This window comes from Paenibacillus sp. BIC5C1, from assembly GCF_032399705.1.
Classification (GTDB): Bacteria; Bacillota; Bacilli; order Paenibacillales; family Paenibacillaceae; genus Paenibacillus; species Paenibacillus taichungensis_A.
Genome location: NZ_CP135922.1, coordinates 1,393,417 through 1,416,612 on the forward strand (window position 1 = coordinate 1,393,417; position 23,196 = coordinate 1,416,612).

Below are 23,196 nucleotides of genomic sequence, written 5' to 3' on the forward strand. Positions count from 1 at the left end.
TAAGGAGGAGAATGAATATGGAACTGATGCTGCCCGAATTGGACCGACGCAAAACGCAGACTGCTGTTGAAGCCGCGCTGGAAAAATACCGGATTTATAAAACGATTGCTTTTGAGGAACGAGAGGTAATGGTGACGGCGAGTTACGCTGAGCGATTCCATGGTGCAACGAATGTGACCGGGGATTCCACGGCCAGAACGGCAATCTATAATGTGGATGTACAGCGCGCACGTCAGGCGTACTGCGATACGATTGATTTTGTGGTATCTCGACTGAGTGAGAAGGAACGTGTACTTGTGAGAGAACGTTATCTGAAGGATGACGATGTATTTGACTATAAAGTGTATAACCATGTGTTTGACCCTCCTGTCAGCAAGGATACGTATACGAAGATTCGGACACGTGCTTTCTATAAAATGGCGCTGGCTCTGTCGGATCGGGGCCTGATTAATATGGAGCCTTTATCTGCATCACGCAAAGAGCGAAAGAAGTTGGGCTAAAGGGGAAGCAAGAAGTTCATCCTTTTATATCCTTCGCTGATTGTATACAATAATTGAAAACAACACTAAGGATCAGTCAAAGGAGAGGAATCCGCATGACGGAACAAGCCGGAATGCAGGAGATGTACACACTGAAGACGATCGCGGAAACGCTCAACACATCCAACGACCTGAATCTGATGCTGGATACGGTACTCGGAAAGTTGTTGGAACTGACGGGATTGACTACGGGCTGGGTGTTCCTGATCGATACTCAGGGAGATTACTCCTGTGTTGCTGATTACAGTCTGCCTCCTGCTCTGCTGCATCATGACAAGGAGCCGATGCGCTGTGGGTCTTGCTGGTGCGTGAATCGCTTCCGAGACGGGAGATTGGATAATGCCGTCAATATTATTAATTGCAAACGTCTGGAGGATGCCGTCGATCATCAATGGGGAGATACCCATGACATCACCCATCATGCAACGGTTCCGCTTCGCTCGGGGGAGAAGATGCTGGGTCTTCTGAATGTTGCTGCTCCAGGAAAAGAGCATTTCAGTGATAGTGAGCTGGCGCTTTTGCAGGCTGTAGCTTATCAGATAGGTAGTGCAATGGAGCGGATGCGATTATATAGCGCAGAGCAAAGGCGAGCGGATCTGTATGTCAGATTGGGGGAGTTCAGCCGATCGCTGGGCGTGACGGTCAATGATTGCAACAGTGGGGACGATATGGCCAAGACGGTTGTAAAGCTGCTCGGACTACATTACGACTGGCCTTTTGCTGCACTGCTATCCCAGAAGAACGGAAGCTTTATGGTACAGGCGGCTCATGCTCATGGCAAGTCCGAAATGATATCAACATCTGGACTCTCTCCAGAGGTGGAGAATCGCATGTATCGTGTAATCGATTCTCATCGGGCTATGGTATTGTCGACAACGGATATTCAAGATGTTTCTGCCATTTGCAATAATCAGTTCTCTATGTCCGTTTTGGCTTCGGGCTTGGCTGCCCCCATCCCATTAAGTTCTCCTGGCGAAACGGCAGTACTGGTGGTTGGATTGGGCTCGGCCAATGATTTCCTTCAGGCAGATCGTGAGGTTTTCGATGCACTCGCTGAACATATTACAGCCTCGTGGGAGAGTCTGAGACTGGTATACAAACGCCGGGAATTAACCCGACTGGAGGAACGAAACCGACTGGCTCGAGATTTGCATGATTCGGTGAACCAAATTTTGTTCTCCCTGTCCCTGACAGCCAAAGGGGCGGAGAGCATGTTAGCCGGATCACCACAGCTGCATCCCGCTGCGGAAGCGATGAAGGATATACGTTCCTTGTCACAGGAAGCATTGAAGGAAATGCGTGCCTTGATAATGCAGCTTCGTCCGGCCGATTTGGAGTCTGGTCTGCTCAGTGCATTGCAGGAATATGGTACAGGACAGGGATTGCAGGTTGTTGTACATCGGACGGGGATGCGCTCCTTGCCTCAAAGTATTGAGGAAGGCTTATGGCGTATTGGACAGGAAGCGCTCAATAATGTACGTAAACATGCGGGAGTCCCTTCCGCTGAGATATCCCTCCAGTTAAGCGATCAGGAAGCGGCATTAATCGTTACGGATCGCGGAAAAGGGGGAGCCAAAAGGCGTGAGACTTTGCCTTCCAATTCACTGGGTCTGTCCATCATGAGGGAACGGGCCCAATCGTTGGGCGGCAGACTTGAACTTGTGAGTTCATCCCGTAAGGGAACATCGGTAACGGTCGTCATTCCACTTCCGTCCGAATCTGTATAAAATCAGGGGGAAGAAGACATGCCGATTACGATTTTACTCGCTGATGACCATGCAATGGTGAGGCGCGGGTTGCACGTTTTTTTGTCCACACAACCAGATATGGACGTCGTCGGAGAAGCGTCGAACGGACAGGAAGCACTTGAACAAGCAGATCAATTGCATCCGGATGTGGTATTAATGGATCTGCATATGCCCGTGCTTGACGGGATTGAGACGGCGAGAAGGCTTCGTTCGATCTTGCCTGGAATCCGTATTATCGTACTTACGTCCTTTTCCGATCAGGATCATGTCGTACCAGCCGTACGCGCAGGAGTGAAAGGGTATCTGCTGAAAGATATTGAGCCAGAGGATCTTGCCGCTGCCATTCGTAATGTGCATGCAGGTCAGGTAGAACTTCATCCAGCGGCAGCAGGACAATTAATGCATGTGATGGCTTCGTCTGAACTGTCGATGAATGAAGCGCATGGGCGTGCCAATCCACATACGTCTACTCGGCTTCCAGAGCAAGAGCGGGTTGGGCTGGGAAAGGAAACTTCTCATGGACCGGACATGCTCACCCGTCGGGAACGAGAGGTTCTGGGGCTGATCGCACAAGGATTGAGTAATAAGGAGATCGCCATCAAACTAATCATTACCGAGAAAACGGTGAAAACCCATGTCAGTCATCTGTTGGACAAATTGGGACTGGCAGACCGCACGCAAGCTGCGCTTCATGCCGTTAGAAATGGTTGGGTCGTCTGATCCGTTCCGACATATTCTCAGACTAAAGTCGTAGAAACTCAACCCAAAGGTTGAGTTTTTTTGTACTGCAAGTTAAGTCTATCTGCCGACGATTCCGAGGTGTAAGCAAGGTAAGATGAAAGTAGAGAAAGTTGAATCGAAGAGATGGAATGTTTTTATAAAATCGAAGGAGAGTGACATAGATGAATATTATCATTTTGGCAGGCAGTAACCGGAAAAATGCAACCAGTACACGTTTGGGGGAATATGCCGCGGAGGTAATCAGCGGTCAGGGGCATGAAGCCAACTTGTTCGATTTATATCAGACACCTCTCCCATTCTATGCACCGGATGAAAAACAGAATGAAGATCAGAATCTGTCAGATCTGAACAGACGGATGCTCGCTGCAGATGCCATTATTCTGTCAACGCCAGAGTATCACGGCAGCATCAGCGGTGTACTCAAAAACGCACTGGATCACCTGAGCCAGGCTCATTTCAGTGGAAAACCGGTATTGTCCATCAGCTCAGCAGGAGGTGCGGTGGGCGTAAGTTCACTTTTGCAGCTGCAGGCAATTATTCGCAATCTGCACGGTATTAACGCACAGGAGTGGATTTCCATTGGCGGTGCACAGCGCAGAAGATTTGAAGCAACATTTGACGGGTACGAAGAATTTGAAGGCAGTCAGGACATTGAGGATCGGATCAAACGTGTAATTGGTTCATTTTTGCACCTTGCCGAGACGTTAACTGCAGTACGGAAGCCGTCCGAGAGTTAAGAGAAAGAGGTTTTCATCATGATTAAAGGCATATTTGAGACTCATCTGAACGTAACGGATCTGGAGAGATCCCATCATTTTTATGAACAGATCGTTGGATTGCAGCACGCTTATGGGCAGAAGGAACGTGGGAACTCCTTTTATTGGATTGGCGATGAAGGCAATGCGATGCTTGGACTTTGGCAAAAGGACCCTTCCGAGGTGCAGCGACAGCATTTTGCTTTTCAAGTATCGTTGGAGGATATGAAGCAAGCTGTCACTTATTTGGAGGATAAAGGGATCATGACGCATAACTTTTTGGATGATGATATTGGTGATTTGTATGTATTTGGGTGGATGCCGGCTGTGTCCGTGTATTTTACCGATCCGGATGGTCATTCCCTGGAATTTATTTCGATGCTACCGGATGAAGCGAAGCCGGAACTTGGCATGGTGCCATGGAGTGAGTGGGAGAAGATGCACGGTCGGGTGAAGGAGGACACAGCATGATTTTTGAAGAAGTCAAATTATATACAGCGCAATTGGAAGACATCAAGTACTTTTATATCAACACTCTGGGGTTGAACATGGCTGAAGAGTCCGAGCATTCCTTCACGCTACAGATTGGATTGACGAAGATGATATTCATGCGAAGTGAAGCAGACCAGAATCCGTTTTACCACTTCGCCTGGATGATTCCAGCGAATCGTTTTCAGGAGGCCAAAGCATGGGCAGCGGCACGTGTCCGTCTAAGTAGGCATGAAGGTGAGGATGAGACTTATTCAACCAGTTGGAACTCGAATTCGCTCTATTTCGAAGATCCTGTCGGTAACATTCTGGAGCTGATTGCTCATCATACCGTTCTTAACGAGAGTGACCGCGCCTTTTCCGAGAAAGATCTGCTGCAGGTGTGTGAGGTGGGACTTGTCACGGAAGATGTGCTTTCTGCGGTAGATGAACTTGAGCAGATGGGATTGAAACGATGGAGAGCGATTAGTGATACCTTTGCCCCTGTTGGGGATGTGAATGGTCTGTTTATTGTGGTGAAGAAGGAGCGAACCTGGTTCTTTTCGGAGCAAAAAGCAAACATATATCCGCTGGAAGTGTCCATTCGTGAAGTCGGGAGACTTCGAATCGGCTAAAATACGCGGAACAGCAGGCAAAACGGTCATATGTGCATCATTTGAATCATCTTATAGAAGTAAACGCTTTAAAAAGAGTGTTTTGCTAAAAAACTGTTGCTGGTCGAGTGTATATCAGGGTTCGCATCGATGAAGGGTGGTGGCATGTTGGATCGACGTTTGTTGGAAGATGGGCTGGCTGTTATTGTGTCCAGTCGGGAGCGTACAGGAGATTTGTGGCACGCCCACTATGGGGCGGGAGCTATTGCGGCTTATTTTTGGGTGCGTGAAAATCGTCTCACTGCCCTTGCGGCAGGCAGTGTTACGGCTGAAGCAAAAGCCATGCTTCGCCAGCACGGGTTGAATGATGGCTTGACCTCCGGGAATGGAGAGGTTTTGCCAAGGGAAGAGGCCGAAGCGCGTATTACAGAAGCGCTGGATCGAACCATCGGAGAGCTGCACTGGGTTGGCCATCAGGCCATCTATGGTGCCCTTAGTTTAAAAGCCATTCGGGAATTGGATGGTTGGGGCACGGAGCATGACATGAATCAGATGGTTGAACTTATTGATTCTTTTGAACGAACCATTCCAGGTAGATCCTGGGTAAACACAACGGTGAAAGAAATTCGCAGCTTGAAGTTAAGTGAGGCAGACGGATTCCCTGATATAGAACGACCGGAACAATTGTCCCGGCTGATTCTGGATGAGCTTGGCGCATTTCGTACCATCTATCAGGCGGAAGCACATCATGATCTGATCGGCCACATGTTAACCTACGGGCATGCGCTTAATATATTATTTGAACTCGATTATCCTGCTTTGTTCCATAAAGGCATTCCGCCTTTTCTCAGGATGGTCAAAGCGCTGCGACTGAGTCGGGATGTGGATGTTGAACAGGAGATGCCAACGCTGCAATCTCCAGTTGACCGTCTGCCATTGATCCGTGCAGAACGCTCTGTTGCACTTCCACATGAACTGGAATACTGGCTCACCGACAGACGTTCCCGCGATTGGCATGGAGGTCATGTGTTCAAATTTCCATTCAGCTTCTACCATCATGCCAGAAACGGAAATTCGGTTCCGGAAAGCTGGGAAAACTTCCGCTATATTATCGCGTGAGCAAATACTTTTAAGAGAGCACAGCCTGAGAAGGCTGTGTTTTTTTATCTTTTTAACGGGACCAGATTTCAAGGATAAACAGGATCAGAATGACTCTGGATACCAGCATTCGTGGTAATTAATCGACCCTTGCGTGGGTGTAGAGTTAATTTCACATTAAACAGACATTTAACCGCCATGATGGCGACAACAAATAGACGTAATCCATACGGATCACCGTCAGCACGACCGATTTAAACATGTAAGATTGTATTATCGGATCAGTAGCAAGTGACATATCCCGATAAGCACATACGCTAATGTACATGCCGGCCAAGGGCCGGTTTTTTTATGCGGTGATTGCACCCCTGCTCTGATCGGGTACTAAAGAAAGACCGAATATATCATTATAAGTTGAATTTAATTTTTACACCAAAACGGAGAGTGCAGAACCAATCTGAAGAAGCGAAGTGTTCGCCTTTAGCGCCGGATTTTACCCTTGAACTAAGGGATCAAGAAAATCTGGGGATAAGAGCGATCGGAAGATGGTACTGCAATCGCAGTGACAAGGTGTAACATCTCTAGTTCAACTTATCTAACAGGAGGTTTTAGGATATGAAAACAGTATTGTATGTTCCACTGGATGATCGTCCAGCGAATCTGGATGACGTCGTTGTACAAGGAAAAGCAGCCGGTATCCATATCATTACACCGCACCTGGGTGACATTCAAAATCGTCTGGATTCCGAGAAAACGGTAGAAGGCACCACATTGCTTGGAACGTCTACCCCTACGTATGGGAAACCGTCCAACATTCATGATTTCATATTGAAAAATGCCGCCAAAGTGGATGGATTCATCATCTCTTCGGATATGCTGGCTTATGGTGGTCTGATTGGCAGTCGTCAGCTTCGTGAAGATGGAGGTGGCACATATCCTAATTATGATCAGGACACCACCCGTTTGCTCGATGTGATCAAAGCGATTAAAGGGAAATATCCACGCAAACCGGTGTTTGTGATGGATACCATTATGCGACTCGCGACCACCTCATTTGCAGATGGTCTCGCATTGGATGCCTACAATGAGTCACGTGCACTGATGCAGCAACCACGCCAGTCTTTTACGGTATTCGAGGATATTGTGAACGGGTACAACCTTTCTCCAGAGTCTACGGAATATGGGGCAACGACGTATTTTAATAAAGAACAGTACTACAACACCAGACAACATAAATTCAAAACCAATCTGTACATTCTGGATAAGCTTGCTCGCAAAGGATATATTGATTTCCTCGCTGTAGGCGTCGACGATGCGAATACGCAAGGCGTTCAGATTAATGAGATTAATTATGTGGAAGCACGGATCAATGAATGGCTCGGTGGGACGGATGGACAAAATCCCGATCGGGCGATTATTCTTCCCGACGCGGATGGCCTGGGTCATGCTCTGGTGGCGCGTATGGCGAATCAACTGCTTCGTGGTGGGAAGAAGACGCGTTATGCGGTGAAATATTTTGGCCCTCATGGTTCCACGATTATCAATACCTACGAATATATGAATGTGCACGAGAATGTAGTGCGTCATGTGGATATTGTTGGTGGTGTGGTTGTAGCGGATTCCGCTTATCCAGGGCCTGATGTGGTAACGGATACGACTTCCGATGTGGAAAATGGAAATGAATTAACGAATGCTACATCTGTCGATGAAGCTTCTTCGTTTGATATGGCGTCTGAGTTGGATCGCATGACGAACCGTCATCCAGGCAAACCGGGTAAAAAACCGGTGCACATTGAGATTATTGCCATCACGGCGCTGGATCAGGTGCAGACGGCAGTGGCGCAATTGACGAGTAATAGTGAGAAGGGTCTGCCTTCGGTGTTGATTGATTTTGTAGGAAAAGGTCCGGCCAACGTCGATGTAGCCGAAGCACTCCTGAACAGTCCGTATACGGGTCGGGTTCTGGGTTACAGTGCATGGAATACGCCGGGGAACAAAATCGGTATGGCTGTGGGTATGGGACAATCCCGTTATGCTTTGATTACAACAGAAACACATGCCCATGCGTTGCGAGATGCCATGAATGCACAGGGGTCATTGTTGTTCAAACGTTTCCTGAAAGATTACGATTATAAAGCAGTAGCGATTGCAGATATCCGTACGTATTCCAGAGCGCATGCGCTGTATACCAATGTGGCCACCCTCGCGGATCAGAATATGGTGTTGTTTAACTCAGAAGAAGATTATGCTCATTTGCAGACTTTACTCAGGGATCTGATGCAGACCCACACCACGGCACTGGCGGGAAAACCAGCTTTTGCCCAAGGTAATGTGGCGATAAAGCAAATTTGTAATGGCGAAGCAGATTATGCGGAGTATTGCAGTGCACTGCTGGATTATACGAACCCCGATTTCATCTGGGGACGTGCGTTTGAGATTACGTTGAATCCGAAAGTTACGCTGAAATAATCTATTTTTTTATTTGTGTTTTAGGAAGTGAAATGTGGCGAGTCTCATAAATATACTCCGCATTGGTCAGTCCATCGTTTAGAAAGATAGGATGTTATCTTCTGTATGATATGATCAGATATTTAGGAATTAATTCATTTCTTTTGTTTAAATTAATAAAGAATAGCACTTTTCTACTGAATTTCAATCCGAAAAAATCAGTATAAAAGTGCTATTTTTCTGGATTACGTTGACATATTTACATGTTCAAGGTATGGTTTTTTTTTGTGGAAAAAAAATCCAACAAAGAGATGGTGGTTGTATGAAATATTTGAAGAAAGCGTTATTAATATGCGGCTTAGGAGGATTATTGTTTAGTAACATACAAGCTTATGCGACTCCAGTAACTGGTTATTCTTGGGGAAGCAGAAATATAACTTATCAAAACAATGGTTCTAATAATTTCTACATAAACATATGGACAAATGCTAGAGATGAATGGAATCTATCTACTGATGTTTTTCTGAAAGCTGGTACGAATTCTAAATTTACTGCGGGCAATAAATCTGACAGTGGCGTTACTTGGGACGGTCTTGCGGAATGGACATTTAGTATTATAACTGGGAACTATTCCACTATGAAAACATGGGTTAATACATACTACACAACGCAAAGTCATTACAATACAGACAATGTAGAGGGTATCGCAACTCATGAATTTGGACATGCCCTTGGGTTGGATCATGCTCCATATGGTAATCCTACAGTTATGACTCCAAATACATTTGAACGTAAATCTTCTGGAACTTTGGTAGATGGGCGTCCAAACAAGTCACCAACTTCATGGGACATAAATACCGTTAATGTTCTTTATGACAATAACTTTGCTAAAGCCCAGAATCCAGAACTTGTGCTAGATGTTCCCGAAAATATTCTTCAAAAGGCTCTGATAACACAAAAAGAGCTGAAAATAAATCATTATTCCTGGGCTATTGGCTATAGCACACTCGAAGCTCGTGCATATGATGCTGATCTTATTGTGAGTGGGATTGTTAAAAACAAACTTAGTCCTCTCATAAAAAATGATGGTGAAACCGAAGAAGCATTTCACCAATCAGAGGTAGCTATAGAAAATGTCATCAAAGGGGAAGGTTCAAAAGGAGATACAATTATTTTACGCCAAATTGGCGGAGAAACGGATACGTCTATTATTTACCATGAAAATTCAACCGAACTCCAAGAAGGTACAGAAGTATTGATGTATCTAAAAAAGATCGATGATAATGTATACATTCCAATTAATGAGGATGAAAGTATCTTTATTAAACAGGGTGTACAATCGCTTAAAACGGGTGACAGTTCGTTTAAAAACCTTTACGATAATCGTTTAGTTACTCTTGATGAAGCTTCGGCTTCTATTAATTAATAGCCAAGTCAAGGCCTCATCAATTGGGGGCCTTAATCTATTCCTGGAGGTAATATGAAAAGAAAATTTTTATATATACCGGTCGTTTCTTTGATTTTACTTTTGATTGGTTGTTCATCTTCCTCAGGAAGTTTTGCTTCAGATAAAATGATAAAACTAAAGGAAGAAGTCTATATTACAAGCAATGACATCATCTCAGAGGAGGAACTAGCTGAACAAGTAGGTGAGATAGAGGTATCCTCGACCAATGAGAGTGATCACGGTGATGGGAACGTTATTAGTTCCAACACCTACAATGTAGGTACAAAACTATTTAAAATCAAAAACGAAAACAGTAAAGATATGATTGCTGTGGAAGACTCTACAGAGAAATACCTCATTGCCTATAATACCAAATACAAAGAAATAAAATAATGTTAATAAGACGTCTTATACTTCAACCAAATGATCGTCTTTTTTCCACCCAGATGCACCCTTAATCGCACCGAAGTCGTACGAATGACCATCCGCGCTAGGAATGAAAGGGTGTAAGATTATATTATCGGATCAATAGCAAAGGACACACACCGAAAGCGCATACGCTAATGTACAGATCGGCCACAAGGGGCCGGTCTTTTTGTTGCGGTGAATGGTGTCCAGCTATGGCGCCGGTGGAGAACCGTTAGCACAGAGACGTACTGACGATGATTTCCTTTTTCCATTAGCAGATCGGTTAAAGGGGGGGAGTTCGTTGCTGCCACATTGTCGCTGCACAATGCGGGCAGATCGAAACTTGCAGCTGAAGGGGGCGAAATGAATGTGTCTATGCGTAGTGGGTTAAACAACACCGCCAGCACAGGGCAAATGAGTAACGTCATCAGGCGAACGCTGAAGCAGAAGCTGGAGGCTCTTGTCCCGGCATGGAATGGCCGAGTGCAGGATATTCCTGCACCGGGAGAGGTGTTAGCCGGACCCTGTGCCGTGGTTGCTTTTGCAGAAGAAGTACCGAAGTCTGCTTGGGCAGGTTATAGGAGGATCATCAAAATCTCTCCATATGCACGTGCAGAAGATGGAGGTGCTGAACAAGTAGAAAATTGGTCAGCAGCGCTGATGGAAGGACTACATCAGGTCAGGCTGGAGGATGAAGAGGGTGGGGCATTTACCTGTATTTATCTGGGTTCTTCGGATGGTGATCGTGTGGACGCCAGTTCTGGACTGGTTACGCGCAGTCTGCGATTTGGGGTGTATGTTCCGGAAACGGTGGAATACGCTCAGGCTGAAACCACAGATTCGTGGATGGATGCACTTCGTGGTTGGACACGAACTCAGCTCGGACAGGAATGGTCCGTATATGGGGATGTGTGGCCTGGAGGTTATAAGGCCAAGTCCGTACTGTGGCGATTGACGGGATGCAGTACAACCACCGCAGGGACTTCTGCGCTAGAGGTTCGTAAGCAATGGATCGGGCATGTGCTGACTGCGAATGTGGCAGATGTCCGTCAAACGGTCACACATCTGGTTGAACAACTGGCTATGCAGCCCCGTATTGCTCTGACGGATACGGACGGTACGCGATATGTGACGGTGGATGAAGTTTCTGCCGACTTGCAGGCAGACGCCTACTTGAACGGACAGATTCGTCTAACGCTGCAGCAGCGTATTCGCCGTCCGGGTACAGAAGTGCCATTGATCCGTGAGATTCACCATAGCAAGGGGATAGAGTAGCGCTAGTCGAGAGGAACTCTAGATGGAGTTCCAGATCAGAAAGTCGATATCATACTTTAGCTTCAAATTCATAGGTTCATAGGTTCGAAATCGAATAGCTTGTATAGGGTCATAGGGACAAAAATTCATAGGTCAAAATTATAGAACCAAGATCAGGTTCCACGAATTCAGTAGTCAAACAATGAGGTGAGATGGCCATGGCAAGCTCCGTGAAAAAAAACAAACAGGCTGCTCCGCAATATACGCGGGCCGAGCTGATGAATCATGCCGAAGCCCTCTTTGCCGTTAAGGCAGAGGTGCTGTATGGTGCGCTGTATGAAGCAGCGCAAGAGACGTTTTCCATTGAGGAAGCGAAGGAACGCATCAACCAATTTATGAAAGCGAAGGTGAAGGGATAATGGCAGGCGGAACTTGGGAGCAAACGAATCGTCCGGTACTTCCGGGCTTATATATGAATTTTCAGGCGGCAGCGTCTTCGGCCATTCAGGCTGGTAATCGGGGAACGGTGGTTGTGCCGATCAAGGCAAACTGGGGTCCGGTAGGTACTTTTGTTGAAGTTGGCAGTGAAGCTGCAATTGAGCGTATTTTCTCGGCGAATGCCCTGGATAACGGGACAGCCTATACATCCTTGAAACTCGCCCTGCTGGGAGGACCGAAGAAGCTGCTCGCTTATCGGGTAGCCGGAGAATCGGCGAAAGCAGCGACTCTTACGCTGAAAGACAGCAGTGATGCAGCCGTTCTGCAACTGGACGCCAAGTATCCGGGTGACCGAGGTAACGGGTTCTACGTCACCATTCAACCGGGTGTCATTGATAATACAAAGCATGAAGTGCGCTTGTTTGAAGGCAACCGGATGCTGTATGCACTGCTGACTGCGGATATTTCGGCAGCGTCGCTGGCGAAAAAGATCAACGCGGATGAAAGCAACATTTGGATTAACGCGCAGGCGATTGGCGATGGTACAGGTGTCGTTGCAACCGTTGCGGGAGCGGCGTTCAAAGGTGGTGCAAGTGGCAACGATGGACTGACCAATGCCGAGTACATTGCCGTGCAGGGCGCGCTGGAAGGTGAGCAATTTGACGTTTTGGCACTGGATCATGCGGCGGATGCGCCTTTGCTGGCGAGCTTTGCAGCATGGGTGAAACGTGTACGCAATGAGGGGAAACCCGTGATGGCTGTATTTGGCGGTTCTACGGCGGATGACACCTCTGTTACCGCAGCACAGAAGGCGGCGGCACGTTCACTCACATTGAATCATGAGGGTGTAATCAATGTTGGTACGGGTGTGCGCTTGGGAGATGCATTCTACAGCTCGGCGGAAACGTCTGCTTATGTCGCGGGTCTAATTGCCGGACAAAGTCTGAATGAATCCACCACATACGCACCTTCTCCGTTCGATGACGTGACGCGTCGCTGGACTCGTGCAGAACAGGAGCAGGCGGTTCAAAACGGCGTATTTATTTTCTTCCATGATGGACGTCAGGTGAAGGCGCTTCGCGGAGTAAATACACTCGTGACCCCTGCTGCAGGACAGAATAATGCCTGGAAAAAAATCCGATCCATTCGTGTGATGGATGCAATTAATACGGATTTGCAGCGCTCTGCTGAAGATACGTATATCGGTAAAGTGAACAATACGGAAGAGGGCCGTCAGGCGCTAATCGGTGCGATGAAAGCCTATTTGGCGCTGCTTGCACAGAGTAATGTCATTGAAGCTGAGGGATACGATGTCGTTCTCGATCCGGCGTATTATGGTGCTGCACCGATTCTCAAGCCGGAGGCGGATCAGGTATTCCTGCAATGGAACGTGAAGCTGACGGATGTAATGGAGCAGCTGTTTGGAACATTTTACGTGCAATAAGATTGTGTAGAAGAGAAGATCGGTTATTAGATTGACTAAAAATTATTTGAGCTGGTGTTTTACACGATAACGGAGAGGGCAGAAAAAATCTGGAGAAACAAAGTGCTCGCCTTTATCACCGGATTTTCCCTTTTGAAAAGAGGATCAATAAAATCTGGGGATAACAGCGATCGGAAGATTGTTCTGCCCGCGGAGTTATACCGTGTAACAATGATCAGCCAACCATTCCAAGGAGGAATTGTCATGTTGGATGCGTCAAGAGTCATTCTCGGTACTCATGGTCAGCTGCATATCGATGGTGTGTGGCAGACGAATATTAATAAGCTGGAGGCCAGCGTTGAAATTGAGAAGCGTGAGCTGAATCTGGTCGGCAACGACTGGAAAGTGCACAAGAATGGGGCGAAAAAAGGAACAGGTACGATGACAGGTTACAAAGTAACTTCGGACATGATCCAGCGGGGCTTCGCCAAGTTTCAGATTATCTCGAAGGTGGACGACCCTGAGTCCTATGGACATGAGAGTGTTCTGCTGAAAGGCTGCATGGTGGATAAAATCCAGCTTGCCAACTGGACAGCGGGTGAGGAAGTGCCGGAGGAAACAAGTTTTACATTTGAAGGATTTGAATTGTTGAACCCGATTGTAGCGAATTAAAATGGAATGACTTCAAATTTCGGAAAGGCCTCGTAAGCTACTTGTCTAATCAGGCGAACGGGCAACGTGACTTAACAGAAGCAGGATACACAGGCAGGCCGAGAAATTCTCGGTCTCTTTGTTGTCCCTGAATATGGAGATATTTTAACCAATTGTGAAATGAGAAGGAGATCGCACCCCATGAGTATGAACGAGAATATGTCTGAAGAACAAATTTTGGATCAGTTGTTTGAAGCAGCAGAACGTTTGCCGGAAGAGAATGTACGCATTCAACGTTTGGATCTGTTGCTGACCCTGCGTGGATTGACGTCCTCCAAAGTGGATCAGATTCGCGAACGCTGTACGATTCGAAAAACAGTCAAAGGCCGCACTGAGGAAAAGGTGGATACCGAAACATTTAACGCGCTGCTGATCTCTGAAGCCACGGTAAAAATGAATGTCCGCGGACTCGAACTGTCCGGTTGGGGAGACAACCGCATCACGGGTCGCATGAAGCTGTCCGGTGGCGAACAAGCCGTTCGCCGTATGTTGCTCGCGGGTGAACTGGATGCCGTAGGCGATAAGGTACTTGAGCTGTCCGGCTTCGGTGTGGAGATTGAAGACCTAAAAAACTGATTCACTCCGGCGGGATGACCACGTTCCTGTATCACATGTGGGTGCGTCATCATCTCCGGCCCGGAGAGTTCTGGTCTTTGCCACGCGGGGAGCGCTCGCTATTGATTGCTTTTTCAGAAGAGGAAATGGCAGCGATTACCTCGCAAATGAATCGATAACCAGATTGGACAGGGGGTGAAAGAAATGGCAGAAATGATTGTGGGCCTGACCAAATCCAATGCGGAGATGCGGACGACCATCCGGTATCTGGATCAGATCCAGCGTTCTACAGAACGGCTGGGCAGAGTTCGCTATCAGAGTCTAATCAAGGCGAACAATGAGCTGAGAACAACCGAGCGCAGGTTGGAAAGTATGTATAGCACGGCAGTGCGATTAAGTAGGTTGCGGATCACGCCGAAGATCGGGCTGGATGATCAATTGAGCCCGGCACTGGACCGTGCATTAGCGAAACTGAATAGTTTCCGTAACCAGATGGTGAAGGCTTCGGGAACGGTTTCGGTAGAGGTGAAGCAGAAGGTTGAAGTGGCGATGGGGAAATTGAGTCCGGCATCGAGCGGGCCTTCGCTGTCTCTGAACATTGGGAACAATAATAATACGGTAAAGAATGTGGCGAAGGAAGAAGATGCTAAGGGATTCTGGGGGAAAATGCAAGAAGTAGTACAGAACGTAAATGATTATCTAGATGCAGCAAATAATGCAACTGATTTGATTGGAAAGCTTAAAAATAAGTTCGGAGGATCCAAGGGAGATAAGGGCTCTGCCTCCCAATGTTGCTGCTGCTCCGGCGGAAGTTTGGTAGGAAGGCTTTCAAAAGGCGGAGCTAAAGGTGGTAAAACCAAAAGTGCAGGTGGCAGTGCTAAAACTGTAGCCGCAACAGAGGGAGGAAAAAAAGGTCCTTACAAGAGTGGTTCCAAGTCCTACCAAGAACGTGCGACTGCAACTGTGAAAACGCCTGCTTCCGATCCTACGAAAAAAATCATAACCAACATCTCTGATGCTGAACAGAAGAAGCTGAAAGTGGACTTTGATCAAAAACTAAATTCTAATCGATTCGGCTTCAGCGCAAATGCGCCCTCAGGGTCGCCGATGTCCAATATGTCTTCGGGTAATGGTTTGTTCAGCAAACTGAGCGGGGGACTCGCGAAGGGAGCGGGTAAACTTCTTGGACCAATTAGCATGCTAGCCGATGTAGCGAATGTTGCCACTGCTCCTCCAGAGGAACGGAGCAGAGCAGTCGGATCCATGATCGGTGGAACTGCTGGTACCGCGATTGGTAGCGCCATAGGCAGTTTTATTTTACCTGGGATCGGCACGTATATTGGCGGTGCATTAGGTGGATGGGCCGGCAGTTCCGCGGGAGGCTGGATCGGGGATAAGGCCAAAGATATTGGAAACTTCATGTCTAACGCCACAGAAGGTGCAGGCAAAGCATTGTCGACTGCAGCAGATTTTGTTTCTGAAAAAACGAAGAACATGGTGAGTGGCATATCCAATTTCTTCGGTTTTGGTTCCAAAAAAGAAGAAAAAACCGTCTCAGCAAACACGGTTGCTAACCCAACTCCAGTGCCTACTGGTCCATCGATGCCCCCGGCTCATATTCCATCTGCGCTCACCATAACTGGGCCTATGGCTTATGCGAACAGCATGGGCGGTCAATCCACGACTGCCGCTCTTATGGGAACAAGTGTGATGCAGTCCCAGGCGATGGCGCTCGGCAATGGAGCTCAGACGAATGGCAAATCGTCCACGATGACGGTACAAATATCCGAAGACCAGATGAGTAGTCTGTCCGGTTACCTAAAGGATTTTAAAACCGAGACGACCAACCAGATCTCCGTAAACGTACCACAAGGAGCTGTGCAGGTGACCGTCCGTGAAAATGCCATTGATTACGATGCCATCTCACATCAGGTTGGAATGAGATTTGCAGGTGAAGTGCGCCGTGCGATGGAGAATCGCAAAACCATTATGGCCTAAGCAGAAAGGAGGCCGTTGATGACTGTATTTAAAGATAACGTGGAAGGTGTCAAAATGGAATTTACCCTGATCGACGGGAAAACGAAGTTTCAATTTCCGGTGAAACCGGAAGAACTGACGATCTCCCGATCCAAGGGATACGAAACGATTAATATGCTGGAATATGGCGAGTTTGATTTTGCACAGGGGGAGAAGGTGAAGGAGATCACCTTCTCTTCTTTTTTTCCCAAAGAATATGATGCGTCCTATTGCATGTACGAGCCTTTGCCTGATCCGCGTGTAGCGATGAATATGCTGAATACGTTTCTGGTCTCAAAAAAGCCGCTGCGCTTCATCATTACCAACACGGGGGTGAACGTGCCCGTGTATCTGATCTCCCACAATACGACCTTTCGAGGCGGTGAGAGCGGGGATATTTACTTTGACATTACGCTGCGAACGTGGCGGGATTCCAAAGTGGAGAAGGTTGGCGGCGCAACATCTGCGAGCAAGTCGGGTTCCCGTACTGATCTGAAAACGAGCAGCAAGACCTACACCGTCAAATCTGGCGATTCCCTGTCCAAAATAGCAAAGCTTGAGCTGGGCAGCAGTTCCAAATGGAACGAGATTTATAAGCTCAATGTGAAGACCATCGGCAGTGATCCGAACCGGATCAAGCCCGGACAAAAGCTGGTGATGCCATGACCTACAAGGTCATTGTCGACGACAAATATGACATCACCAAGCTGGTGGAGACGATTACGCTGAAGGATTCGCTCGACCAGATTGCCTACCAGGCAAACATCCGGCTGGCGGTGTCTGCGTCTTCGGGTCTGCCTGCGATCTCACCGGGTATGGCGGTGCGGATCAGCGGGATTCCTTTTAGCGAAAAATCAATGGTTCATCTGCTGCACCCTGCGGTCATCTGGGAAGTGGAAAGCTCGAACAGCGGCACCAAGCGGCTGTCTCTGACCGTCTACGACCGGATGATTTATCTGGAAAAATCAGAGGATGAGTTCCTGCTGCCGAAAGACCAGACTGCCACACAGCGTCTCAAAACGTACGCCAAGGAATGGAAAATCCCATACGCCGCGCTGCCGGATACCAAAACGAAGCTGAGCAAAGCGGTATATCGGTCGCAGACGATTTTTTCGATGATGTTTGCCGATCTGAAGGAAACGGTGAAGTCCGGTGGTGATATGTATCATCCGCGGATGACGCCGGGTGGGTTGCAACTTTTTAAGGTGGGCAGTAATGCGAAGGTGCACGAGCTGGATCGGCTGATCGATCTGACTCAGATGCGTACGCTCGAAGGCGCGGTTACGAAAGTTAAAGTGATGGCGGCCTCCGAGTCCAGCAGTGGCAAAGAGGTTCCTTCCAAAGTGCTCGCGATTGAGCAGGATGGTGTAGCCGAACTGGGCACACTGCAAAAGCTGATCGAGGACGATCAGGTCAAAACAGCGACGGCCGCCAAGAAGCTGGCGAAAAGCAAGCTGACGGGTATTCAGGAGACCTTTACCGTATCTGCACCAGATGTGAATACGATTCGTGCCGGAGACGCGGTGCTGCTCAAAGGGCTGAAACTGATCGTCATGTCGGTTAGCCGTGATCTGTCCGCTGGACCTGGAACGATGACGTTGGAGCTGGGGACAGCCGAGCTGGTGAAAAGGAGGTTTTACCTTGAATAAAGATGATCCGTATGGGCATTTTGCCGAGGTCATGCGCGGCGCGATGAGTACCCATACCCGTCAGGCCGTGAGCGGCATGGGCGCGGTGTTGGGTACGATGACCTCGTCCGGTGTGAAGCTGGATGATTTCAAGCACGAAGTGCAGGACTATCTCGTGGCCGAGTTACCGGGCACGCTTGGGTTGCCGGAGCGCGAGGCTGCTGGCGCGATTTCCGGTATACCTGACGTGGCAAACGGAGGAACGACGGGCACGGGACGGTTTCTTTTGCAAAAAGGGGAAGTGGAAGAAGCGGTGTGGGCTCTTGGTAAAGGATTGAAAGCTGGGGACCGTGTGCTGGCGATGCGGGTGAATGGCGGTAACGACATTGTGGTGCTGTGTAAGGTGGTGAGTGCGCATGCCTAGTTTGTTCCCGGAAACGGGTGTGGTCTGGGGAGACGAGGAAGATCTGTCGGGGGCGGCTTCGGAAGAGGTGCGATTTGGACGGAGCTGGCGATTCGATTACGATGCGGGGGATTTTGTGCTGACTCCAAGTGGCAAAGTCGCTGCGGCAAGTGCGCATGAAGCCTGGGTACAGTGGTGCATCAAGGCGGTCAAGACGCCTAGGTACAGACATGTGATCTACTCCCGAAACTATGGCTCGGAGCTGGATGAGTTGGTTGGTCAGGGTGACAGCCGTGGAGTGATGGAAAGTGAGATCACCCGGATGGTTACGGAGACGTTACTAGCTGATCCACGCACGGATTCGGTAGACCAATTTACGTTTGATTGGAATCGGGAGCAGTGCATGTTCTCGTGTCGTGTGGCGAGTGTGCAGGAAGAAATGTTTATTCTGGAAAGTGAGGTGATCTGACGGGATGGCTGAGATTCCGCGTTATTTGGAAGACCAGACGGAGGAACAGATTATGCAGCGCATGCTGGATCGTCTGCCCGCGGATTTGGATAAGTCGGAGGGTTCGTTTCTGTGGGATGCGGAAGCTCCGGTTGCGTTTATGCTGTCTGAAGCGGCGTTGTGGGCGCAGGAATTACTGCGGCGCGGGTTTGCAAGTACGGCAGCGAGCAGTGATCCGAATTTCCGTTCGGAGGAGCTGGATTTGCGGGCGGGGGAGCATGGGCTTACGCGACGGGCTGCGGTGGCGGCACAAGGTTCGGTTCAATTCGTGGGTACGCCGGGCAAGGTGGTTCCTGCGGGTACAGTTGTGGCTACTTTGGCGGATGAAATCTCCGGTGAAGCTTCGCTCGAGTATGAAACGGTTGGTCGTGTGGAGTTGGGAGAAGATGGTCTGGGTAGTGTTGGCGTGCGAGCGCTCGTTGCCGGAAAAGAAAGCAATGTGCCTGCAGGCACCGTGACCGTGCTGTCTACACCCGTGAGTGGCGTTACCTCTGTAACTAACGTTGAGGTGATCAAAGGTGGTGCGGATATCGAGGCAGATATGGCGCTGCTGGAACGCTTTTATGCCAAAGTCCGCAATCAAGGGACAAGCGGCAACAAATCGCAATATGTGCAATGGGCCAGTGAGGTACCAGGTGTTGGTGCAACCCGGGTTATTCCGTTATGGCAAGGGCCGGGCACGGTGGGATTGTATTTGCTGGATACGGACAAACGTGCGGCGGGAACCGATCTGGTGGCGTCTGTACAGAAATACGTGGACCCAACGCAGGATGGACAGGGTGAAGGCGTTGCTCCTGCTGGTCCGGTGGTGACCGTGATGCCAGCAGAGGAAGTACCGATGAACATTCAGGTGAAGCTGACGCTGGCAAGTGATGCGACACTCGCTGATGTACGGGCATTAATCGAACGCGGGGTGACCGCGTATTTGAAGCAATTGGCTTTTGCCGATCCACTCGTTCGTTACACTCGCATTGCCGCGATTCTGTTGGATATTCCGCCGATTATCGACTATTCGGAGCTTACCGTGAACGGTGTGAGCGACCAGAATATCGAGATGAAAGCGAGTCAGGTGGCGGTGCTGGGGGCGGTGGATGTTCATGAGTAGTGTTGGGCAGAAGGTGAGAGCGAAGTGCGGATGTGGAGGCAGCGGTGGTGTGGGATATCGGGAATGTTGTGACCATGCGGCATCTGGTTCAGTTGGAAATGAAGAAAGTGGCGGGCAAGAAGAGTGCGTGGGTCGTGCGGTACGCCGTTCGGGAGCGCAGCTATTGAGTGAAGGTGTTTGCGTCGATGTGAACGGAAAGGAGGATGCTGGTCATGAGTGCACCTTCTGCTGTACATGTTGGACTGACGAGTGAGAAAGGGCGGGAGCTGTTTTCTTATTTGCCAAGCTATTATGAGACTTCCCGCGTGATGCAGGCGGATATGCAGTCCAAAGGAACCGAGATGGATCTGCTATATCAGGCGCTGGATGAGACGTTGGATCAGTTTTTTGTCCGCACGGCGACATGGGGCCTGGATTTCTGGGAGCAGGAGCTTGGCATTGAGACGGATCGTCTCAAACCTGTGGAGCAGCGGCGTGCCGTGGTGGAATCGAAACTGCGCGGTGCCGGAAAATTTTCGGGGAAATTGGTTGCGAATGTGGCTGAGGCGTACGCTGGAGGCAAGGTGGATGTAATGTTTCAGCCGGAAGCGTGGAGCTTTACGGTGAGCTTTGTGGACACGATGGGCATTCCGCCCAATATTGATGATCTCAAACGGGCGATTGATGAACTAAAACCGGCCCACATGGCCGTGGAGTATGAGTATCGCTATCTGATCTGGGACGATCTGGACAACAAACAGATGACCTGGGATGAACTGGATGCTGCGTCCCTGACGTGGAATGAACTGGAGGTGTGGGCGTAATGCCAAAAGAAACGGATCGATTAAAATTGCCTCTTCCATTGGGGAATGAGAATGTAACACGGGAGAGTATTAATGGAGTTTTTGAAAAGATTGATGCAGGTGTTGCGACACGTGATGAAGTGGAAGCATTACGCCAAATGATGGGCGAGATGGATATCCCGGATGCATCCCTTACGGTAAAAGGTAAAGTGAGGTTGTCTGATAAAACGGACGGTAAATCAGAGTCGTTGGTACCAACCGAAAAGGCGCTTGGAGAGGTTATGTCGGTTGCCCAATCAGTGAAATCTATAAGCAATAACCGAGATGGATACGGGACAACTACAAATAGCGGAAACGCTTATGAAGTCTCCCTTTCGCCTTCACCTGCATCGTATGTCGACGGGCTGAGAATCACAATCAAAATTAATTCTGCCAATACAGGGGTGGCGACAATTAATGTAAACGGTCTGGGGGGGAAAAGTCTAATAAAGCCTAATGGTAACCAACTGATTCCCGGATCGTTAAAAGTAAATTCGGTTTATTCTTTCGTCTATAACGGAACGGCTTTTATCTTACAGGGTGAAGGAGGTGAGTACGGAACAGCAGATGCGGGTGATGTGAAGGCTGGTAAAACGATTGGTACGGAAAACGGCATTGTAAGCGGGACACTAAGAGCATATGGTCAAACCGTGAATCAATTTTTTAATGTAAATGTGGCCGCTAGTTCATATCATATGCAATCTCCTCCTTCGGGATTCGAATATGTTGCTGCTAGGACTATAGATGGCCCGAATGGAGTTAGTATAAGGTCTGTTCATAGCGTATTTAGTATAGGAAGCAGTGCAATTTATGCTGTGTTTAGAAGTCAGATTCAGGTATACAATGCTTATACATTCAGTTCTAGTTATGCAGTAGAAACAATAAGCCAAGCCGTATTATAAGGAGGAAACAAAATGACACTTGAACAATGGATACGTAATAGATACTACATTATAGAAATGCCGCTAGGCGCTGAAATGTTTGAGTTTATTGTATGGGGAAATAAGTTGGGACAAACTAATATTGGTATCTTCACTAAGCTGGATTTTTTCTTGTCTGCATACGACGAACACATCGACATGAACAAAACCGATGAAGAAATACTGAAGCAACTGATTGAATTGTATCCAGAAAATCAGTACGGTTACAACGAGTTAATCGTATGAGTAATTACTTGAAAAGTGAAGTATCCTGCACGCCAAACCTTGTAGCGTGTTTTTTTATGCCCTTTGGAGTGGTCAGGGGGCTTTTTACATGAAGGAGGCAGGGGCTAAGTTTAACCGAGGGGCTTATAACCACCAAATATCCGTATGCGTCATTGACCGGGCAGTGCTGACATATCAGGAACTGCTCTAGCTGCTGCAACGATGGAAATGACGGGTTCGGTGGTTATGGATGTGGCTGCCGTTACAAAGTCGGATTTCATTGGGGAGATTACAAAATGTTTTGTCTCATCCAAACGACAGTAGAATAGAATTAGCGTTGTAAGCTGCTAAGGTATCCACTATCAAAAACCAAAGGAGGTGAAACCATGGAACGATGGGACACCCTATGGAAATGGCTCCTCGCTCTAATAACCAGCTCGGAGGTTGGTCAGGCGTACTCGGCGTACTGCTCGTGTTTGTCATCTTCGATTATCTAACCGGCATCGCGGCGGCAGGGATGAATGGCAAGCTGGAGAGTAATGTCGGCATGTTCGGCATCGCGCGAAAGGTATTTATATTTGCAATGGTATCGGTGGCTCATCTGGTGGACGGTGTTCTGGGAGACGGACATTTGTTCAGGGATGCGGTCGCCTTTTTTTATATCGCGAATGAGTTGTTGTCTATCATTGAAAATGGGGGCAAATTGGGCGCACCGATCCCGCCTGCGATCCGGCAGGCTATTGAAGTGCTCAAGGGTAAAGGAGGAAGCGGGGGTATACCCGACAACTATACTCCTGATTCCAGAGAACCTTTTGTACAGTCAGATGGTAAGGACGTTGATCAACAGGCCAGAGATGAAACGAAGTAAGTGCTCAGTATTCATATAAATGTGCTTTTTAGCAAGATAGGGAGCAAATATTTGA

General features: G+C 48.3%; 25 protein-coding genes. All 25 read left to right on the plus strand.

The genetic code is table 11. The annotated features are described in order from the left end of the window. Positions 1–17: 17 nt before the first annotated feature. The 25 genes from RS891_RS06245 (at position 18) to RS891_RS06365 (ending at position 23,141) form a co-directional block, all read left to right on the plus strand. The gene (locus tag RS891_RS06245) at positions 18–500 is read left to right on the plus strand and encodes an ArpU family phage packaging/lysis transcriptional regulator (protein ID WP_113051765.1); all 483 of its coding nucleotides are present in this window, start codon (positions 18–20) and stop codon (positions 498–500) included. 95 nt (positions 501–595) lie between these two features. After that, on the plus strand, positions 596–2,266 hold the full coding sequence (locus RS891_RS06250; RefSeq protein ID WP_315794787.1) for a GAF domain-containing sensor histidine kinase: 1,671 nt from the start codon (positions 596–598) through the stop codon (positions 2,264–2,266). Positions 2,267–2,284: 18 nt separating this feature from the next. After that, positions 2,285–3,007, plus strand: a complete 723-nt coding sequence (locus RS891_RS06255) for a response regulator (RefSeq protein WP_315794788.1) — start codon at positions 2,285–2,287, stop codon at positions 3,005–3,007. Between the two features lie 182 nt (positions 3,008–3,189). Beyond that, positions 3,190–3,765 carry an NADPH-dependent FMN reductase gene (locus tag RS891_RS06260; RefSeq protein WP_315794789.1) on the plus strand — a complete coding sequence of 192 codons (576 nt, stop codon included), beginning with the start codon at positions 3,190–3,192 and terminating at the stop codon, positions 3,763–3,765. A gap of 18 nt (positions 3,766–3,783) precedes the next feature. Next, on the plus strand, positions 3,784–4,254 hold the full coding sequence (locus tag RS891_RS06265) for a VOC family protein (protein ID WP_315794791.1): 471 nt from the start codon (positions 3,784–3,786) through the stop codon (positions 4,252–4,254). Then, entirely contained in the window at positions 4,251–4,886 is a 636-nt protein-coding gene (locus tag RS891_RS06270) for a VOC family protein (RefSeq protein ID WP_315794792.1), read from the plus strand. The genes RS891_RS06265 and RS891_RS06270 overlap by 4 nt, the downstream gene beginning before the upstream one ends. A gap of 144 nt (positions 4,887–5,030) precedes the next feature. Further along, positions 5,031–5,984 (plus strand): hypothetical protein, encoded by a 954-nt coding sequence (locus RS891_RS06275; protein ID WP_315794793.1) that lies wholly within the window; start codon positions 5,031–5,033, stop codon positions 5,982–5,984. A gap of 594 nt (positions 5,985–6,578) precedes the next feature. Beyond that, positions 6,579–8,432: a DUF4127 family protein gene (locus tag RS891_RS06280; protein ID WP_315794794.1), complete on the plus strand. Its 1,854-nt coding sequence runs from the start codon at positions 6,579–6,581 to the stop codon at positions 8,430–8,432. Positions 8,433–8,733: 301 nt separating this feature from the next. Beyond that, the gene (locus RS891_RS06285; protein ID WP_315794795.1) at positions 8,734–9,837 is read left to right on the plus strand and encodes a matrixin family metalloprotease; all 1,104 of its coding nucleotides are present in this window, start codon (positions 8,734–8,736) and stop codon (positions 9,835–9,837) included. 54 nt (positions 9,838–9,891) lie between these two features. After that, positions 9,892–10,251, plus strand: a complete 360-nt coding sequence (locus RS891_RS06290) for a hypothetical protein (RefSeq protein ID WP_113051773.1) — start codon at positions 9,892–9,894, stop codon at positions 10,249–10,251. 384 nt (positions 10,252–10,635) lie between these two features. Further along, the gene (locus RS891_RS06295; RefSeq protein ID WP_315794796.1) at positions 10,636–11,541 is read left to right on the plus strand and encodes a hypothetical protein; all 906 of its coding nucleotides are present in this window, start codon (positions 10,636–10,638) and stop codon (positions 11,539–11,541) included. Between the two features lie 197 nt (positions 11,542–11,738). Next, the gene (locus tag RS891_RS06300; protein WP_083679086.1) at positions 11,739–11,939 is read left to right on the plus strand and encodes a YqzN/YkzM domain-containing protein; all 201 of its coding nucleotides are present in this window, start codon (positions 11,739–11,741) and stop codon (positions 11,937–11,939) included. Beyond that, entirely contained in the window at positions 11,939–13,402 is a 1,464-nt protein-coding gene (locus RS891_RS06305; protein ID WP_315794797.1) for a phage tail sheath family protein, read from the plus strand. Before RS891_RS06300 ends, RS891_RS06305 begins: the two co-directional genes overlap by 1 nt. A gap of 243 nt (positions 13,403–13,645) precedes the next feature. Continuing rightward, complete coding sequence (locus tag RS891_RS06310; RefSeq protein WP_315794798.1) at positions 13,646–14,053, plus strand: phage tail tube protein; 408 nt, start codon at positions 13,646–13,648, stop codon at positions 14,051–14,053. Positions 14,054–14,233: 180 nt separating this feature from the next. After that, positions 14,234–14,668: a phage tail assembly chaperone gene (locus RS891_RS06315; protein WP_053783415.1), complete on the plus strand. Its 435-nt coding sequence runs from the start codon at positions 14,234–14,236 to the stop codon at positions 14,666–14,668. 183 nt (positions 14,669–14,851) lie between these two features. Beyond that, the gene (locus tag RS891_RS06320; RefSeq protein WP_315794799.1) at positions 14,852–16,645 is read left to right on the plus strand and encodes a hypothetical protein; all 1,794 of its coding nucleotides are present in this window, start codon (positions 14,852–14,854) and stop codon (positions 16,643–16,645) included. 54 nt (positions 16,646–16,699) lie between these two features. Continuing rightward, on the plus strand, positions 16,700–17,329 hold the full coding sequence (locus RS891_RS06325) for a LysM peptidoglycan-binding domain-containing protein (protein WP_064641062.1): 630 nt from the start codon (positions 16,700–16,702) through the stop codon (positions 17,327–17,329). Next, positions 17,326–18,312, plus strand: a complete 987-nt coding sequence (locus tag RS891_RS06330; RefSeq protein ID WP_315794800.1) for an XkdQ/YqbQ family protein — start codon at positions 17,326–17,328, stop codon at positions 18,310–18,312. The genes RS891_RS06325 and RS891_RS06330 overlap by 4 nt, the downstream gene beginning before the upstream one ends. Then, positions 18,305–18,715, plus strand: a complete 411-nt coding sequence (locus RS891_RS06335) for a hypothetical protein (protein WP_315794801.1) — start codon at positions 18,305–18,307, stop codon at positions 18,713–18,715. Before RS891_RS06330 ends, RS891_RS06335 begins: the two co-directional genes overlap by 8 nt. Then, complete coding sequence (locus tag RS891_RS06340; protein WP_315794802.1) at positions 18,708–19,163, plus strand: DUF2634 domain-containing protein; 456 nt, start codon at positions 18,708–18,710, stop codon at positions 19,161–19,163. Before RS891_RS06335 ends, RS891_RS06340 begins: the two co-directional genes overlap by 8 nt. A 4-nt stretch (positions 19,164–19,167) precedes the next feature. Next, on the plus strand, positions 19,168–20,307 hold the full coding sequence (locus RS891_RS06345; protein WP_315794803.1) for a baseplate J/gp47 family protein: 1,140 nt from the start codon (positions 19,168–19,170) through the stop codon (positions 20,305–20,307). A gap of 212 nt (positions 20,308–20,519) precedes the next feature. Further along, positions 20,520–21,110, plus strand: coding sequence for a YmfQ family protein (locus tag RS891_RS06350; protein ID WP_315794804.1), 591 nt, complete (start codon positions 20,520–20,522; stop codon positions 21,108–21,110). Continuing rightward, positions 21,110–22,030, plus strand: a complete 921-nt coding sequence (locus RS891_RS06355; RefSeq protein WP_315794805.1) for a hypothetical protein — start codon at positions 21,110–21,112, stop codon at positions 22,028–22,030. Before RS891_RS06350 ends, RS891_RS06355 begins: the two co-directional genes overlap by 1 nt. Before the next feature lie 12 nt (positions 22,031–22,042). Next, on the plus strand, positions 22,043–22,294 hold the full coding sequence (locus RS891_RS06360) for a hypothetical protein (protein ID WP_315794806.1): 252 nt from the start codon (positions 22,043–22,045) through the stop codon (positions 22,292–22,294). Positions 22,295–22,667: 373 nt separating this feature from the next. Continuing rightward, a complete protein-coding gene (locus tag RS891_RS06365) occupies positions 22,668–23,141 on the plus strand; it encodes a phage holin family protein (RefSeq protein ID WP_397386901.1) in 474 nt (157 codons plus the stop codon). Positions 23,142–23,196: the final 55 nt, after the last annotated feature.

Coding starts and splice junctions, on each gene's coding strand:
- RS891_RS06245 (WP_113051765.1), top strand. CDS start 18: ATGGAACTGATGCTGCCCGAATTGGACCGACGCAAAACGCAGACTGCT.
- RS891_RS06250 (WP_315794787.1), top strand. CDS start 596: ATGACGGAACAAGCCGGAATGCAGGAGATGTACACACTGAAGACGATC.
- RS891_RS06255 (WP_315794788.1), top strand. CDS start 2,285: ATGCCGATTACGATTTTACTCGCTGATGACCATGCAATGGTGAGGCGC.
- RS891_RS06260 (WP_315794789.1), top strand. CDS start 3,190: ATGAATATTATCATTTTGGCAGGCAGTAACCGGAAAAATGCAACCAGT.
- RS891_RS06265 (WP_315794791.1), top strand. CDS start 3,784: ATGATTAAAGGCATATTTGAGACTCATCTGAACGTAACGGATCTGGAG.
- RS891_RS06270 (WP_315794792.1), top strand. CDS start 4,251: ATGATTTTTGAAGAAGTCAAATTATATACAGCGCAATTGGAAGACATC.
- RS891_RS06275 (WP_315794793.1), top strand. CDS start 5,031: ATGTTGGATCGACGTTTGTTGGAAGATGGGCTGGCTGTTATTGTGTCC.
- RS891_RS06280 (WP_315794794.1), top strand. CDS start 6,579: ATGAAAACAGTATTGTATGTTCCACTGGATGATCGTCCAGCGAATCTG.
- RS891_RS06285 (WP_315794795.1), top strand. CDS start 8,734: ATGAAATATTTGAAGAAAGCGTTATTAATATGCGGCTTAGGAGGATTA.
- RS891_RS06290 (WP_113051773.1), top strand. CDS start 9,892: ATGAAAAGAAAATTTTTATATATACCGGTCGTTTCTTTGATTTTACTT.
- RS891_RS06300 (WP_083679086.1), top strand. CDS start 11,739: ATGGCAAGCTCCGTGAAAAAAAACAAACAGGCTGCTCCGCAATATACG.
- RS891_RS06305 (WP_315794797.1), top strand. CDS start 11,939: ATGGCAGGCGGAACTTGGGAGCAAACGAATCGTCCGGTACTTCCGGGC.
- RS891_RS06310 (WP_315794798.1), top strand. CDS start 13,646: ATGTTGGATGCGTCAAGAGTCATTCTCGGTACTCATGGTCAGCTGCAT.
- RS891_RS06315 (WP_053783415.1), top strand. CDS start 14,234: ATGAGTATGAACGAGAATATGTCTGAAGAACAAATTTTGGATCAGTTG.
- RS891_RS06320 (WP_315794799.1), top strand. CDS start 14,852: ATGGCAGAAATGATTGTGGGCCTGACCAAATCCAATGCGGAGATGCGG.
- RS891_RS06325 (WP_064641062.1), top strand. CDS start 16,700: ATGGAATTTACCCTGATCGACGGGAAAACGAAGTTTCAATTTCCGGTG.
- RS891_RS06330 (WP_315794800.1), top strand. CDS start 17,326: ATGACCTACAAGGTCATTGTCGACGACAAATATGACATCACCAAGCTG.
- RS891_RS06340 (WP_315794802.1), top strand. CDS start 18,708: ATGCCTAGTTTGTTCCCGGAAACGGGTGTGGTCTGGGGAGACGAGGAA.
- RS891_RS06345 (WP_315794803.1), top strand. CDS start 19,168: ATGGCTGAGATTCCGCGTTATTTGGAAGACCAGACGGAGGAACAGATT.
- RS891_RS06350 (WP_315794804.1), top strand. CDS start 20,520: ATGAGTGCACCTTCTGCTGTACATGTTGGACTGACGAGTGAGAAAGGG.
- RS891_RS06355 (WP_315794805.1), top strand. CDS start 21,110: ATGCCAAAAGAAACGGATCGATTAAAATTGCCTCTTCCATTGGGGAAT.
- RS891_RS06360 (WP_315794806.1), top strand. CDS start 22,043: ATGACACTTGAACAATGGATACGTAATAGATACTACATTATAGAAATG.
- RS891_RS06365 (WP_397386901.1), top strand. CDS start 22,668: ATGGGACACCCTATGGAAATGGCTCCTCGCTCTAATAACCAGCTCGGA.